This is a genomic window from Flavobacterium kayseriense (assembly GCF_014305095.1).
Classification (GTDB): Bacteria; Bacteroidota; Bacteroidia; order Flavobacteriales; family Flavobacteriaceae; genus Flavobacterium; species Flavobacterium kayseriense.
In genome coordinates this window covers 1084402-1101414 of the sequence record NZ_JACRUI010000001.1, presented here as the reverse complement: position 1 = coordinate 1101414, position 17013 = coordinate 1084402, and the positions used below count along the sequence as shown (strand labels likewise).

At 34.2% G+C, this 17013-nt stretch carries 10 protein-coding genes; all 10 read right to left on the bottom strand.

Annotated elements, in window-relative coordinates; genetic code table 11:
• Window positions 1–66: 66 nt before the first annotated feature.
• The 10 genes from H8R22_RS04640 to ruvB all read right to left on the bottom strand — a co-directional run bounded on the left by H8R22_RS04640 (window position 67) and on the right by ruvB (window position 16946).
• A complete protein-coding gene (locus H8R22_RS04640; RefSeq protein WP_187008706.1) occupies window positions 67–2178 on the bottom strand; it encodes a gliding motility protein RemB in 2112 nt (703 codons plus the stop codon).
• Window positions 2179–2191: 13 nt separating this feature from the next.
• The gene (gene deoC, locus H8R22_RS04635; RefSeq protein WP_187008707.1) at window positions 2192–2935 is read right to left on the bottom strand and encodes a deoxyribose-phosphate aldolase; all 744 of its coding nucleotides are present in this window, start codon (window positions 2933–2935) and stop codon (window positions 2192–2194) included.
• Window positions 2936–3102: 167 nt separating this feature from the next.
• A complete protein-coding gene (locus H8R22_RS04630) occupies window positions 3103–3486 on the bottom strand; it encodes a VanZ family protein (RefSeq protein WP_187008708.1) in 384 nt (127 codons plus the stop codon).
• On the bottom strand, window positions 3479–3859 hold the full coding sequence (gene gcvH, locus H8R22_RS04625) for a glycine cleavage system protein GcvH (RefSeq protein ID WP_187008709.1): 381 nt from the start codon (window positions 3857–3859) through the stop codon (window positions 3479–3481). Before gcvH ends, H8R22_RS04630 begins: the two co-directional genes overlap by 8 nt.
• Before the next feature lie 84 nt (window positions 3860–3943).
• A complete protein-coding gene (gene sov / locus H8R22_RS04620; RefSeq protein ID WP_187008710.1) occupies window positions 3944–11101 on the bottom strand; it encodes a T9SS outer membrane translocon Sov/SprA in 7158 nt (2385 codons plus the stop codon).
• A gap of 23 nt (window positions 11102–11124) precedes the next feature.
• Complete coding sequence (gene ruvA / locus H8R22_RS04615) at window positions 11125–11706, bottom strand: Holliday junction branch migration protein RuvA (protein WP_187008711.1); 582 nt, start codon at window positions 11704–11706, stop codon at window positions 11125–11127.
• 52 nt (window positions 11707–11758) lie between these two features.
• Window positions 11759–14047: an NADP-dependent malic enzyme gene (locus H8R22_RS04610; RefSeq protein WP_187008712.1), complete on the bottom strand. Its 2289-nt coding sequence runs from the start codon at window positions 14045–14047 to the stop codon at window positions 11759–11761.
• A gap of 156 nt (window positions 14048–14203) precedes the next feature.
• Window positions 14204–14629 carry a CBS domain-containing protein gene (locus tag H8R22_RS04605; RefSeq protein WP_187008713.1) on the bottom strand — a complete coding sequence of 142 codons (426 nt, stop codon included), beginning with the start codon at window positions 14627–14629 and terminating at the stop codon, window positions 14204–14206.
• 269 nt (window positions 14630–14898) lie between these two features.
• Window positions 14899–15819, bottom strand: a complete 921-nt coding sequence (gene queG / locus H8R22_RS04600; RefSeq protein ID WP_187009580.1) for a tRNA epoxyqueuosine(34) reductase QueG — start codon at window positions 15817–15819, stop codon at window positions 14899–14901.
• Between the two features lie 104 nt (window positions 15820–15923).
• Window positions 15924–16946 (bottom strand): Holliday junction branch migration DNA helicase RuvB, encoded by a 1023-nt coding sequence (gene ruvB / locus H8R22_RS04595; protein ID WP_187008714.1) that lies wholly within the window; start codon window positions 16944–16946, stop codon window positions 15924–15926.
• Window positions 16947–17013: the final 67 nt, after the last annotated feature.

Genomic DNA, 17013 nt, shown 5'->3' with positions numbered 1-17013 from the left:
TATATTTTTTACAACCTAAAATAATAAAAAAACTGCCAAAGTATTTAACATTTTTAACACTAAAAATTAATAATCAAAATACCAATTAAATACATCCGTTCGAATTCCGATAGTAAACCAACTCGTACTCTCTATAAAAGTTGTTAAGGTGTTTTTAGTTGGATCAAAACTTCTATAGATATAACTACCAAAAACCTTCAGATTGGTCGCTGGATTAACAACATAGCCAGCTTGCAGATCAGCAATTACGATTGTCGTTTTATTACCCTGACCCACTTTTACACCTGTATCGAAAGGTCGTTGCAAATCATAATCTTTATATATATTTCCACCATAATTAAACTGATCATCTGCAGTGTCAAAATCTATCCCACGAACACCTGCTGTTACTTTCGCGTCGGCGTAATACCTACCTTGATGATATCTAGCAATGGCAATAAATTCTTTAAAATTACCACCCCATTGATGACCTATATTTTGATTATTATGACCATAATTGGTGATATGGTCACTATGAGAATATACATAAGGACGCACATGATTGTATTCTGCTTGCACTAAAAGGTCTCTAATTCCAAAAGCATTATAGTATTTAATCCCTAGTTGGTACCCATATTTATTTTTCCAACTATTATCTCTTTTTTTTATGTCACCAAGTGAAAATTCATCTAGAAGAAACTGCCCATATAAATTTACATTATTATTCCATTTGTATTTAGACGTAAAACCCAACAACGCATTTCCGGTCCTCGCTGAAGAAGCAAACTCTACAGAGCGATAAAATACGATGGGATTAACAAAGCTTGCATCAAATCCACGATCATTTGTATTGGTCCAAATTACTGATTCAAAGAATCCTAAATTCAATTTATTAGAAACATTCCAACTTAAATAATGATTAGCCATAAATTTTGTAGCATATGTACGTTCTAAAGTCACCTCAGGGCGCACATCTTTAAGCCACATATAAGTATTGGTATACTTTATCTTCCAAAATGTGGTGTTTAATTTAAAGTAAGGATAAGGACTTGCTCCATCTGTGGTAATTAAAGAACGATAACCATCACCAATAAAATTTTTCCCATAACCCAATTGTAAATCAAAATACTTATTAGGTGTAAAGGTAATATTAGCGTCGGCTAAAGGAAAATCATAGGAATCATCTTTAAATTCCTTTGCAATACCAATACCAGGAATTATAGCCGGATTCCCTCCGTCTGGCCTAATTGATTCCGCATACCGATTAAAATAATCTGCGAAACGACCTTGACTTTCGAAAACGGTTGTAGAAAAAGTAAGCTGTTTCCCTAAACCTCCTCTAAAATTGATTCCACGAGTGTTAACGTAAGTATACGGAGCTTTACCGTCTGAAGATTTACCAACTTGCAAATCAACAATTGGGTTCAATGTGAACCAATAGCCATCTCCTTGTATTTGAATTAGGTTTTCATTCCACAACTTTTTAGCCCACCAACCAGTTGCTTTCTTGTTAAGTCTTTCATTAGCCTCTTTAATATTATAGTACTTTGCAACATCAGCATAACTATATGGTTTTGACGCCGTATGATTATTACTTCCAACTTGGTTCAATGCTCCATCAAACTGTGCATAGTAACTATGTGAAAAAGGAATCCTTAAACTACTGACTAGTTCTAGGCTATTATACTTTTTAGAAATGATACTATCCAACTCTGTTAGTTGACTTGTTTTTTGTTTAAACGGAGCTACAGAAACGACTTCATCCTGCTTGATAATTACATCAGGATCCAATAAAGGAATTGCAATTGTAATAGTATACCTAGAGTACACAGGTCTTCCGTTATAAGTAGAAGGACTTATTTCAGGAAGTTTCGCGAAGACTCTTTTGGCCTCAGCTATTAAATTTTCATCAACGGCATTAACATAAATCACCTTAAACACCCCTTTAGCATCAACTTCAAAAAGAACTTTTACCTCCCCTTTAAAGTTATTCTGCACTAAATTGTCTGGAATTACGAAATTTTCAAAAACAAAATTTTGTACTTTATTATAGAAACAGTTTTCTAAACTTGTTCCCTCTAGGTTTTCACAACCATTGAAAACAGGAAATCGTTCAGCCGATGAGCTAGAACTAGTATCTTGACCTTGCGCCAATAAAGTAAAACATAATAAAAACAAAGCTAAGAAACCTCTTTTCATACTGACTGCAATTTTAATATTCTGATTCTGTAACCGCACCATTCGCAATCGCCTTTGCTCCTGACGTACCAATTCTTTTAACCCCTAAATTTATCATTTCTTTAGCCTCAGCATAAGTACGAACACCCCCGGCTGCCTTTACAGGAAGAGGCGAAGCGTTTTCTAGCATCATAATAATTGTTGGCACTGTAGCACCATTAGGAAAACCATCTTCTGTTTTATAAAAACCTGTTGAGGATTTTACAAAAACAGAGCAGTATTGGTCTTCCTCGAAATTAGAAATGATACAGTTTTTTATCAAAGTGGCTATCTGAATTATTTGCTTGTCATTTAGTGCTGCAACTTCAATAATCCATTTTACAATCTTGCCGTTTTCTAAACCGAGTTTTGTTCCCTGAACTACTTCATTCTTTACCAGTTCCGTATTACCTGCTTTGAAGGACTCGTAATCACATACAAAATCAAGTTCATCTGCACCGTTTTCTATGGCCAAAGCAGCCTCTGCTAGCTTTTCTTCTAGACTTGATTGCCCTTTAGGAAAATCAATAACGGTACCCACTTGAACTCCTGATCTTGAATTAACAATCATTTGTTTCGCCAAAACAACTTGATCAGGACGAATCATGATTAATTTAAAATTCTCATCAATAGCCTCTTGAATACAATCTGTAACAACGATCGTATTATCAGCTTCTGACAAGCCTGCTTGAGCAGCTGTTTTTAAGTAGGTTGAATCTAGGTATTGTCTGATATTCATCTGTCAAGAGTTGGATTACTGTTATACTATACATGCACAAAAATACATTTTATATTTAAAGCAACTTGTTAATCTTATTGGTTTTGTGAATAACTAAAACAAAGAAGTGGTACAGGATGAAGTTTATGTTCTAAAACAAAAAATCTCACTTGAAGTGAGATTTTTGTTTATTTATTAGTACTACTCAATACTGCTTTAGTTAGAAGGATGACAATAGCACCTAAAATAGCACCTGTGAAATTTGCCAAAACATCAAATATATCAGCTGATCGTGTCTCAGTAAACAAAAGTTGTGCTATTTCAATTGATATTCCATATGCAACAGAAAGAACTAAAACAACTAGTAGTAATTTTTTAGAATTAGTCTTTTTAAACTGGTACTTCAAGCATAAAAACCAAAGTATAATGAATACAAAGTGGAAAAATGCATGTACAAATTTATCTAGATTAACAATACTTACTTGGGGTATCTCTGTGGAATCGATTAAACACAAGGAAAAAACAATTAATGCCCAAGAAACCGCAGCAAATAAATATAGTTTTTTAAGCACCTATCAACGTTTTATAATCATCGCTTGAAAGCAAAGCATCATAATCTGCTGGGTTTGAAACTTTAATTTTAATCATCCAACCTGCTCCATAAGGATCTGAATTTACAGTTTCAGGAGTACTCTCTAAGTCTTCGTTAAAAGCGATAATTTCACCAGCCATTGGCAAAAATAAATCTGAAACGGTCTTAACTGCTTCTACTGTACCAAAAACTTCATCTTTTTCTAAAGTTTGATCCAAAGTTTCTACTTCAACATATACGATATCACCTAACTCTTTTTGAGCAAAATGTGTAATACCTACTGTAGCTACATCGCCTTCAATGCTAACCCATTCGTGATCTTTTGTGTATTTTAAATTTGCTGGAATACTCATATAAATTCTTATTAGTATTAATAATTGATTTTTTTCTTCACAAATGTAATAATCTTCTAATCAAATCTTGAATAGAAACTAAAATTAATTCCCAAAATTATAGCGGAGCGTAAATCCAGAACGAATATTTGTTAGTGGAAATGAAGTCGATATTACCGCCTTTGAAAAAGAATGATCATAATAAAAAATTGCTGTTAGGTTTCTACTAAACGAATAATCAGCAGTCATTTTCAAAGACCATATGTTTTGTCCACCAGCTAATTGATTGTTATCATAATCAAGATACCTTACAATTGTTTGGTTGTTACGATAAGACAAATCCCCTTTTATATTTATATCTCCTTTAATGATACCATTAGCATTGTCTGCGAGAGTAGATGAAAATATAACATCCTTAAAACGATAACCTAGTCCTACTACATATTCTACACCTTTTACCTCTGTCAATAAATTATTATCAAAACTCATTGATAGCGCTCGGTCTTTCTTTATTTCAGTCAATACTTTAAGTGAACTTTTTAACTCAAAATCCATTCGTACTAAAGGGCTAAATTGTTCAACTAAATTAATATTTGACATAATAACCTTATTGTAAAAATTCCCACTCGCATCTACACCATTTGGTGTATTATCAAAGTCAAAATTAGATCTGTATTGATTTACAGTATAAGATGCTCTATAATTGTGCTGCAATGAGAAACGTTTAAAATTGCGTTTAAACATATCGTATCGCATTAAACCATTGTACTTAATGTTCCAGTTAGGAATAGGTACATTTCTGAAAATTCCTAGAGAGACATTATCTGCGCTTGCACCAGAATAAGCCGCTAAAAATGCTGGTAATAAAACAGCTTGATTGTTTTTTCCGTACCCAATTGGATACCCTTCGGCATCAAGGTTGGCAGGATTGTTTACATCTATACCTCGAGCAGAAGCTAACCTATTAGCTACTGTTAATCTATTAATTCTAAAATCATCAAATGCAGCCGAGGAAATCTCGTCACTTTTTGAAAAAGATGATTTAATTAACACTGTCGATATAGAAAACAGCCCGTAAGTATAAGGTGAACGTGAATTATAAAATCCGTCTGCAGACACATCGTACTGTTCTGAATAATTCTCAGATAAGGAACGATCAGCTGTTAAATCAATTTTAAGATCAGGAAACAAATCTACATTGGCTGTAGCCTTAAATAACTTATTAGTTACTTGTGTGAAGTTTTGGTTAAAATCTTGGTAATCGGTTAACCAACCATTTTTGGCTGCCTCGTACCTGACGTCATCTTGGCTACCAAAGACAAATCCAAGAGAAGGTCTTGAAGAACCTAAAAATCCTATGCTAGGTGTATAACCTGGCAAGACAGTACCGCTATTCTCTGTATAATTTAACTGAATGTTTTTGACACTTGTCAAAACACCAATTAAATCTTTAACAAAGCCATTTTTTTGTTCTTGAGTTTGATTCGTATTAACAATTTTCTCCCCCGGTTTAGGAGCGATTGGTTTTGGCTTGCTTATAGAGCTAGTCCCTTTTTTTGATAATCCTAAGTACTTATATAACGTCTCCATATTTAAATTAGCATTCAAATTATTAGAACGCGCATTTTGGATGGTGTTTCCTAAATTATAACTTGTATTATCAATTTCTATTTGAGACAAAGCCGTTGATGTTCTTTGCCAGCTATAATCACTCGTATAAGTATAGTTTGCTTTAACGAAACCTAACAATGGTATTTTATTAATTGGTATTTCATAATTAACTACTAACTGCTGCATGTGCTGGTTAGGCGTACCAATGTCCCAATAACTATCCCAAATAGTAAAACTATCAATAGGCTCGTTATCTTGATTTAGATAATTCCGCACGATATTATTTGAAGATGCTGTATAATTAAGTTTTAATGATTTTGTCAAATTGTAATTAAAACCATACTGGTAATTAAACATAAAATTTCTGCGGTATAAGGGTTCTAATCCTATACCCTCAACGTCAACTTGTCTAAATTGCTGACGGTTATACTGCCTGTTTATGTTTGTATTGAATGAAATATTGGAAGGCAAATAATTAAAATTAAAATCACTTAATAATTTCCAATAGCTACTTTTTTTCAAGAACTCCGTCTTTTTAAACGGTTCAATTGGTTTTGGTTGAAAAGAAAAAGCATAGTCTACAGCGGTACTTGCTTGTTGATCGATATAATCTTCTATTTCATAATCATGACGCTCTACTTTGTTGTACGACTGTGAAAACGTGAAGTTTTCTGGATCATAAACGTGCTGTTTTTGTTCTGGATTACGTTGCTTTCTAACACCAATGAAATTAATACTAGTTCGCTTTGTATAATCAATAGCTCTATTGGTGATGTTGCTTTTAGTAGCTTCATCAGTTGTATTAGCTAATAGTTGATCAAGCTTAATATCTTGGTTAAAAGGATCGTACTGTGGCGTGATTATTTCTTCACCAATACCATAATTAAATGGTAAATTGATACCCCACTTTTGCGGAAGTAATTTGCCTAGATTAACATTTGTTACAATATTGTATTGTTGAATATCTTCTCTACTTCGCTCATTAGGCCCCTGCTCAACTGTTCCAAAACCAATTGTGCTTTTTTTACCAGTAGCAGAGACTGTTGCAAAATCAGCGAAATTAGAATCAATATTTAAGACTGCAGCCATACCTCCTTGGTTGTCCATGTCGGCTAATCGAAGTTCGTTAAACCAAACTTCCCCTTTAATATCTTGGATATCTTCTCTACTTTTTACCCCTACCATTAACGTACGAACAAAACCAAAATTAGGGTTCCCCTTAATACCTAAGGTTAACTTATTAGCTTTGTTTGCCAAAGAGGAATCAAGTTGATCTTCATCTTGATAATAAATTCCATCTGCAGGTAATGTACTTAAATCAACACCCATCGCCATAATTTTTAGCTGAGTCAATAATGCTAGTGACAAGTCAATATTATTATCCTCTGGCCAAACAGCTTCTGCACTTAATGGAGAGCAATTAGCTTGCGAGTTAGAAGATGGTGTGGTAACTTTTAAAGGGATCTCTATTTGGTAAAAGTTTTGTGTAAAGTCATTTCCAAATCGTATGAAACCAACCATTTGATCATCTCTCAAAACGGGTTCATTAGGCAATGATTCAGCATGCAAAAACATTTTTAGTTTTTTAAACTGACGCATATCAATACTCACATTCTTGAATACCGCTCGAGAATCTCCTGGCTCTAATCCTTCGCCTGAAACACGTAAAGAAAGTGATTGCTCATTTTGATTAATCAAAGTGTTATTATTGTACAACTGCTCTCTTTGTACATCAGGAGGTACAATATAATTGATGGGACATCTTTCATTATTTTCTTGCACATTTACTGCTAATACGTCTAAAGTCGTATTATCATCAAGTACATTGGTGTCATTAAAATCTAATGTATTTGTAAACCTTCTCCAGTCACCACGAATCAAATCTAAAGCTCCAAAACGCATGGTAACATTGTTAGTAAATCCTGTCATAAACATTCTCATGAATCGAATTGATCTAAAGTCAGATATATTACCAATCGTGTTTTCTGGGTTCGTAACAGGGATTTTAAACTGAATCCATCTTGCTTCAGTAACCTCTCCGTTTGCAAGCGTTACTTGAGTATTACGAATATCTGTAATATAATTTTGACCTACAGTCATATTTGGCATCACATCAATACTATATTCATAATATGCATTGATCGTATTCATAGTATTATCCTTGTTTACATCCTCTACATCTGGCACGGTCGTGGATGCCCTATTAGGATCATTAATGTCAACAGCTGAGTTTCCATCGACTCCATTGTAATTTTTGTAACGATCTGTTATACCTCCACTGGTATTAAGATAATAGGTGTAGTCATCTGCCGCAGGATCTGGATCTGATGCGTAGTTGGTATAAACAGTTCCTTCTTTAGAATTAGGCAAACCATCTAGTCCAACATCTTGATTAGCCCTTGTGGCAGCATTTGTATCAAAAGCGTAGATTAATGATTGTGAAGCTGGAACATCTCCCCATATTGGACGAGGATTAACCAAAATTTGATCAGGACCTAAACCATTTTCGTATTGTTTTCTACCATCTTTTAAAACATCTTCAGATATTTCACCTAAGTTAAAATAAACTTTACCAATATTATCTGACGTAGTTCTTCCTGTTCCCACGAAAGGATCTAAAACCCATAACTGAATATACTCTACGTTTCCTTGTTCAAAATTTGTAGCATTCAAGGACCTCATAATACCTCCAAAGTTATCTCTAGGGGCAGCAGCAACATTTAAACTATTGTTGTAGGGTCCTCTTTCTGAAGGATAGTACGACAAGTCTAAAGTATTAATAACTTGAGATTGTCCCTGCGCTATATCCGTTAAAGGATATAACTCTTCGCTAAATATTCTTCTAGTAGAATTCAAAGACAAATCATCATTAGAAATTCCTGCTGGCCTTTGCGCATAAAAAATGGGGTCAATTGAGTACCAAGCCATTTTAGCTCTTTTGAAACCATAGCTTAAGTCATTGGCCGATCCATTAAAATCGTAACGACTACTTGCATTTCTATCCGGTGTTGATGCTAAGCTCCAAGCAAAGGGTGCACGCATATCGATTGTTGATTGTGAACCTTCAAAATCATCTACATAAATAGTAGATTCGCCCTGAAATTGATCAGCCTTAGGAGTATCCGGCTGCAAAAACGCTATTTCACCTCTCACAGAAAGTGTCGAAGGAACATCTGTATCTATATTAGGTAATTTATTTACTAGTCTTGTAAAAAATGGTACCTCAGTAGAGAAATTAGTATTTAATCCAAAAATAGTATTATTAACTGATTCTTGTCCAAAACTTGATTTTTGAGTATAAGGACGCTCAGACATTTTGATGTAAGTTGCACCCACTAAAAAATTATCTGAAATTTTATGCTCTACATTTACCCCAATGAATCTTCTTGTTTGTTGGCCAAAAATAGAATTATTCTCTACGGAAACATTAATTGGAGTATTTGAAGCTTGAAGCGATGCATCCAAAATTTGAACCGTCCCTAACTGATAATTCACGCTGTAATCAATACCCTCGATCAAAACCCTACCACCGGCTGTAACCACGACCGATCCTTGTGGAACATTGTATGCTCCAATAGGTATTCCATCTGAAGCCGATGATTTGAATTTACCTCTTAAAAGGAATTTGTTTTTTTCACTGTCCTGCAATGCTCCTGATTGCGTATTGCGATACATGTTCCTAAAAACATATTTTTTTTGATTTTCGTTGTAGGTAGTAGGAGTATTGTAAAAACTGACATCAGTAGCGTTATTATTGTCTTTTAATTTAGAAAACAACAACTCTCCAAAAGGTTCTTTAGTGGTGAAAATAATTCGTCCGTTTTGCGAATCAATAGTAATTCCTGGAATGAAATCGTAAAATCCATCTCCTCCTGATTGGCGGTCGTTATTGTAGTTTAATTTATCTAAATTAAATACTTGCAATAGTGGTGTTTCTAAAACTTCATTATCTGCTGTAGGGTTACTTGGAAAAGTACTCCCATTAACTGGAGTAATATAATTTAAGGGAGAAGGATCACTGTACAAAATATTAAATCGTAAATCCTCTTGCTTAACCTGGTAAGCACCTTGGATCTGATAAATATTTTTCATCATCAAATTCCAAACCGGGTTCATTACATTCGTTAAATTACTCTTTAACATTTTTAAAACTAAACTTTGAGTAACAACAGCCTCTGTTGATTGTGGTGTACCTGTTACTAAAGTAGCATCAACGCCATCATTCCCAAATTCTCCTACGCGATATACTTTGTCTCCAATCGTATATTCGTAAGCAACAGCTAATACTTCGTCATTACTTAAACGTTGTTGTAATGAAATGTATCCCAATTGCGCATTATAACTGTATTCATTTAAAGTTAATTTGCGAGCATTTTCTAACTTAGAGTAATCTTGACCCTCACTAACGGTAACATTAAAGCCTGAATTTGAAGTTGCTATTTCCCTAATATTATTATTTAAAAGTCCCGTACCCAACTTAATTTGCTCTGGATCATAATCATTATTAGAGTTGTCAGCTGGAGAGTCCGCAGGATTATTAAAAATACCTGTAGAAGGATCTAGCACAACAACTTCATTATCGGCTAATCCTGTCAATCTTGCTTCTCCTAAATCCTGAATCGCAATTATATTTCTAAGATTATTGGATGTTGTGTTTAATCGGGTTTGTTTATTTGTAACCCATACTTCTATTCTTGTGATCTGAACTCTACTATCTACAAACGGATAGTTTTTAAGTGCCGTATCATATTTATTTCTAAAAAATTGTGATAGAAAAAAGTGTCTATCATTATCATAATCTAAGGCAAACATCTCAAAATCTTGTAAGGTACCACCGCCTTGCGATACCACACTTTTGGTTTGTGACTTCTGTTCAGAGAACACACCAGTAACCATAGTTTTACCAAATTGCAGCTGAGCTTTCACTCCAAATAAACTTTGAGCTCCTCTAATTAGCGAGCTATTTAAAGGCATACTTACATTACCTACTTCTATTTTTTGAATAATATCGTCTTCTGATGGAGTATATTCTAATTTAAATAAGTTCTGAAAAGCAAACGTAGACTGTGTATCGTAATTAGCATTTACATTCAGTCGTGTACCTACCTTACCAATTAAACTCATGCTTATCCTCTGATCAAAATCGAAAGATAGATTAGACCTGTTTCTAGGTGAAAATGAAGGGTTGTCTTGTTTAGTAAATCGAGCACCTAAATCCATCTCTACCGAACCAGTAGGTTTCACATCGATAGTATTGCTTCCGAAAATAGACTCAAAAAGACCGGAATTCACATAGTATTTTGGCAATAAATCTTTTTTCGCCTCTTCACTTCCTTCCTTCTTTCCGTCAATGGCATCACTTTTTTTCTTAAAATAATCCCGCATAGATTCTTTTAAGACTAATCGCTCGTATTCTTTAGGGGTCAGAATTATAGGATAATTAATTGAAAATCCATCTACAGTATTAGTGTAGACATATCGATCCGTAACTGGATCATAAGTATATGCAGATAAAACACTTTGCGGATCCTTAATTTGAACTTTCCCGAGAGAAACTCCATTCTTAATGGTATCTTGAGGCTCTTTTTTAACCTGAGCTCGTGCAACAAAACCACAAAATAATACAAGAAAAAAAACAGCAATTTTATGCATAGACTTCGAGTTTCCCAATTCCTTTATAAGTTTTTTAACGCTTTCTTGATAATCGATTCCACAGAAGCTTCTGGGTCCTCTTTTACTATTTTTTCAATAACTTTTTCTGAAGCTTTACGTACAAAACCTAAAACCTCCAAAGCAGCTAACGCTTCATCTCTGTTTGTATTGTTCTGCACCATAGCAACTTCGTCTAAATCGTACAATTTTAGTACTTTTTCTTTCAAATCAAGTATTACCCTTTGTGCTGTTTTAACACCTATTCCTTTTATTGATTGTACCGTTGCAACATCACCTGATCCAATTGCTTCGATAATTTGTTTGGGTTCTAAGGAGGACAACATCGTTCTTGCTATGCTTGCGCCAATCCCAGAGACTGAAATTAGCAACCTAAAAATCTCTCTTTCTGACTTTTCAAAAAAACCAAACAAAGTATGGGAGTCTTCTTTTACTTGAAGATGCGTAAACAACTTTATAAGGTCATTTTTTGGCAATAGAGAATAGGTGTGTAATGATATATTCACATTATAACCCACACCTCCGCAGTCTATTACAACTTCGGTTGGTGTCTTTTCTACTAATTTGCCCTGTAAGTGTGCAATCATTTTCTATCTATAAAATAATTAAAACCTATCTAACAGCCACCAGATTTTTTTTTTAAATCTTAGCTAGTTTTTTCTTTTGTTTTTCTTGAGCATCTATAACCGCAATAGCAGTCATATTTACCATTTCTTCTACACTAGCCCCTAACTGGAAAATATGAACTGGCTTACTCAAGCCCAACATTATCGGTCCAATCGAATCTACTTTATTTAATTCTTTTAATAATTTATAGGTAATATTAGCTGAATCAAGATTAGGAAATATCAGAGTATTTACTTTCTTCCCTGCTAATTTAGAAAAAGGAAATTTTTCTTTCAGCATTTCTTGGTTTAGTGCAAAATCAGCTTGTACTTCTCCATCAATTATTAAATCAGGGTGGTGCTCATGTAAATAAGCAACAGCCTCTCTGACTTTTGATGCTTTTGGACTACTAGAAGAACCAAAATTTGAAAATGAAACCATAGCAATCACAGGTTCTACACCAAACATCCTAGCCGTTTTTGCAGTCATAATAGCAATTTTTGCCAAATCATCTGCCGAAGGATCGATATTTATCGCTGTATCTGACAAGAACATTGGCCCTCGAGCCGTCATCATCATGTTAGTTGTAGCAATGATAGAAGCTCCAGCCGCTTTATCTATTAATTGCAACATGGGTTTAACTACCGAAGAATAACTTCGAGAATGCCCCGTAACAAGTCCGTCTGCATCACCCTCATTCACCATCATAGCAGCGAAATAGTTGCGCTCACGCATCATTTTTTGAGCATCGTATAACGAAATTCCTTTTCTCTTTCTAGACTTCCAATATTTATTTGCAAAATTGTTTCGTCTTACATCTTCTTCTTTGATTTTAGGATCAATAATTTCCAAATCAGCATAAAAACCTAATTCTTCTTTTAATTCTAAAATTATTTCCTTGCTTCCTAGTAAAATAGGATGACAAATACCTTCTTCGAAGGCAATTTGAGCAGCTTTAAGCACATCTAAATGATCTGCCTCAGCAAAAACAATGCGTTTAGGTTCAATTTTAGCTCTATTGGTAATCAAACGAACCATTTTATTATCGTTCCCTAGCCTCCCTAAAAGTTCTTCTTCATATTTTTCCCAATCCGTAATCGGGTTTAAAGCTACACCAGAATCCATTGCAGCTTTTGCAACAGCCGGAGCAACAATACTTATCAACCTTGGATCGAAAGGCTTAGGTATAATGTAATCTCTTCCAAAGTTCAATTTAATCTCTCCGTAAGCTATGTTTACTTGTTCAGGAACAGACTCTTTTGCTAACAAAGCTAATGCTTTGACAGCAGCCATTTTCATAGCTTCATTAATTTTTGTCGCTCTAACATCGAGCGCACCCCTAAAAATATAAGGAAAACCTAAAACATTATTGACTTGATTAGGATAATCAGATCTACCTGTTGCCATAATTAGGTCACTTCTTGTACTAATGGCAAGATTGTATTCAATCTCTGGATTAGGGTTTGCCATAGCAAAAACTATCGGATCGTTAGCCATTCCTAATAACATCTCAGGAGTTAAAATATTTCCTGCTGATAAGCCTAAAAAGACGTCTGCGCCTTTTAATGCTTCTCCCAAGGTAATTCCTGGTTTTCCTTTTGAATATTTCTGTTGCAATAAAGATAAATCTGTCCTATCTGAAGATAAAACACCATCTTTATCGAACATGATGATATTGTCTGGATTAATACCCAAGAGCACATACAAGTTAGCACACGCTAACGCTGCTGATCCAGCTCCTGAAACCACTAATTTCGTGTTTTCGACTTGCTTTCCAGCAAGCTCAAGTGCATTCAAAAGTGCTGCAGAGGAAATAATTGCAGTTCCATGTTGATCATCATGCATTACCGGAATATTCAACTCCTCTACTAATCTGCGTTCGATTTCAAATGATTCTGGCGCCTTGATGTCCTCTAGATTTATTCCTCCAAAGGTTGGCGCAATATTTTTAACAGTTTGTATAAACTCTTCGATGTCCTTTGTCCCAATTTCGATATCAAAAACATCGATATCAGCAAATATTTTGAACAACAAACCTTTACCTTCCATAACCGGTTTAGATGCCTCAGGACCTATATCTCCCAAACCCAGAACAGCTGTTCCGTTGGTGATTACTGCTACAAGATTACCTTTAGCAGTATATTTATATACATTATTTACATCTTTGGCAATTTCTAAACAAGGCTCAGCGACTCCAGGAGAATATGCTAATGACAAATCTCTTTGCGTTGCATATTTCTTGGTGGGAACAACCTGTATCTTTCCGGGTGTAGGTTTAGCGTGGTATAATAATGCCTCTCTTCTTTTACTATCTTTATTCATTTTGCATGATTTTATTCTAGCATACAAAGATATAAGTCTATATGTAAAAACAGTCTTTTATGAGCGCCTTTTGTAAAAAAAGCATTTTTCTTTTGTGAATAAAAATAACTTATAAAGCCTAAAATCAAATTAAAGATCTAATTATGAGTGTATTAATTATTGTGAAATATAAGAATCTAAGTGCTGAATAGTTGTTTTTTGCATTTCAATTATAGCTTTTACAACATCACTCATCGAAATAATACCTACTACAATCTCATTATCTATTACTGGTAAGTGCCTTACTTTTTTTGTACTCATCAATTCCATACAGTCTTCGATATTATCTGTAGGTTTTATGGTCACGAATTCTTGATCCATAATTTCTTTAACTAGGGTATCCTTTGATGCCTTATTTCTTAAAACTACCTTCCTAGCATAATCTCTCTCTGATAAAATTCCTTTTAGTTTAGCATCTTCTATTATCAGAACTGCTCCAATGTTTTTTTCACCCATTACCTTGATAGCTTCATAAACCGTTATGGTTGAAGTTACAAAGAAAATCTCGTTTCCTTTTCTGCTTAATATTTGATTTACAGTCATATCGATAAATTTTAATGAACTCTAAAGTTAAATAAAAATGTTTACAAAAAAGCTTTTACACTCAAAAACAACATTAATCATTTGAAAAACATCAATCCATGACAACTCAGAACATAAAAGAAGTTACTCTATTTTGACAGATTTATAAATACATATAGCAAAATTCCATCAAACTATCTTTTAAAAAAGACACTCCCATTCCAAACACAGAACATGAAAGCAGAGAAGATGAATTAGAAAAGTAAATCCCTAATCAGGTTCATAAATATTTACTTTAGAAAATCAAAATTCCGTTTAAGCCCATTAAATTTCGTGCGTTTTAATGGTGAATTTTTGAATACTTGTTTAAAGGTATCTTCTGTAATCTCTTCCCAATCCTTTTTTGACATTGAAAGCAAACTCGGATTAGGATCAAATAAAGGTTCGTCATGAACTTTAGAAAATTTGTTCCAAGGACAAACGTCCTGACAAACATCACAACCAAAAGCCCAATCATCAAATTTACCTTTCATCTCCATTGGAATAGCATCCTTTAGCTCGATAGTAAAATAAGAAATACATTTACTACCATCAACCACGTAAGGACTAACAATAGCCTGAGTTGGACAAGCCTCTATACAAGCCGTACAAGTCCCACAATGATCTGTGGTGGCATGATCGTAATCAAGTTCTAAATCAATTACTAATTCAGCTATAAAGTAAAACGAACCTACTTTCTGAGTAATCAAATTTGAATTTTTGCCAATCCAGCCTAATCCCGACTTAGCCGCCCATGCTTTGTCTAATATTGGAGCAGAATCAACAAAAGCACGACCGGAAACATCTCCAATATTAGACTGAATAGAAAATAACAATTCGTTTAGTTTATCTTTAATCACAAAATGATAATCTGTACCGTACGCATATTTGGATATTTTGTAAGTATCAGCAATTTGAGCAGCATCAGGATAATAATTAAGCAGAAGAGAAATAACACTTTTGCTACCTTCAACTAATTTAGTTGGATCTAAACGTTTATCAAAATGATTTTCCATATAGGACATCTGACCATTTAAATTTTTATCTAACCATTTTTCAAGTCGTGGCGCTTCAAGTTCTAGGAAACTGGCTTTAGCAATACCACATGACAAAAAACCAAGCCTTATTGCCTCGGTTTTAATGAACTGTGAATATGTACTTTTTGATTCTATACTATTTTATAACTTTAACTGTCTAGGCCTACTGTAAGCAACAACTTTCTATTGCTTTCTCTAGGCATCAAAAGATAGAGCGGACAGCAGGAATATACTTGAAATTAGAATAATCCAGCTTGAATATTACCTTTTATTTTACCCAAATGAGTATAAGCTTTTTCAGTAACTTCCCTACCTCTTGGTGTACGCATAATAAAACCTTCCTGAATTAAAAAAGGTTCATACACTTCCTCGATAGTTTCACTACTTTCAGATACCGCAGTTGCCAATGTGGATAAACCAACAGGACCACCTTTGAACTTATCTATAATTGTATTTAGAATTTTATTATCCATTTCATCAAGACCATGGGCATCAACATTTAATGCGTTAAGGGCATATTTAGCGATCTCAATATCTATCGTTCCATTACCTTTAATTTGTGCAAAATCTCTAACCCTGCGTAATAAAGCATTAGCGATACGCGGTGTACCTCTACTCCTACCAGCTATTTCTATAGCAGCAACAAAAGAGATTGGCATCTTTAATATAGAAGCACTACGTTCTACGATTGACGTTAATAATTCAGTGGTATAATATTGTAGACGAGATGAGATACCGAAACGAGCTCGCATGGGTGCTGTTAATAACCCAGATCGAGTAGTCGCACCTATTAAAGTAAAAGGATTCAAATTAATTTGAACTGTACGGGCATTAGGTCCCGATTCAATCATGATATCAATTTTAAAGTCCTCCATAGCCGAATATAAATACTCTTCTACGATAGGGCTTAAACGGTGAATTTCATCTATAAAAAGAACATCTCTTTCTTCTAAATTGGTAAGTAATCCTGCTAAATCTCCTGGCTTATCTAATACTGGTCCAGAGGTAATTTTAATACCAACTTCAAGTTCATTAGCTAAAATATTAGCTAAGGTAGTTTTACCCAAGCCTGGAGGTCCATGAAAAAGAGTGTGGTCTAAAGCTTCGTTTCGCTGATTGGCAGCAGCAACAAAAATTTTTAAATTTTCTAAAACCTGATCTTGCCCTGCAAAATCATTAAAAGATAAAGGCCTTAATCTTTTTTCAAGATCAAGTTCTTCAGGATTATAACCTTGGTTCGTAGGGTCTAAATTTTCATTCATAAAACAAAGATAGATAATACAATTGTTAATATTTACTATATGAACAGTTCAAATAGTATAAGTGTAA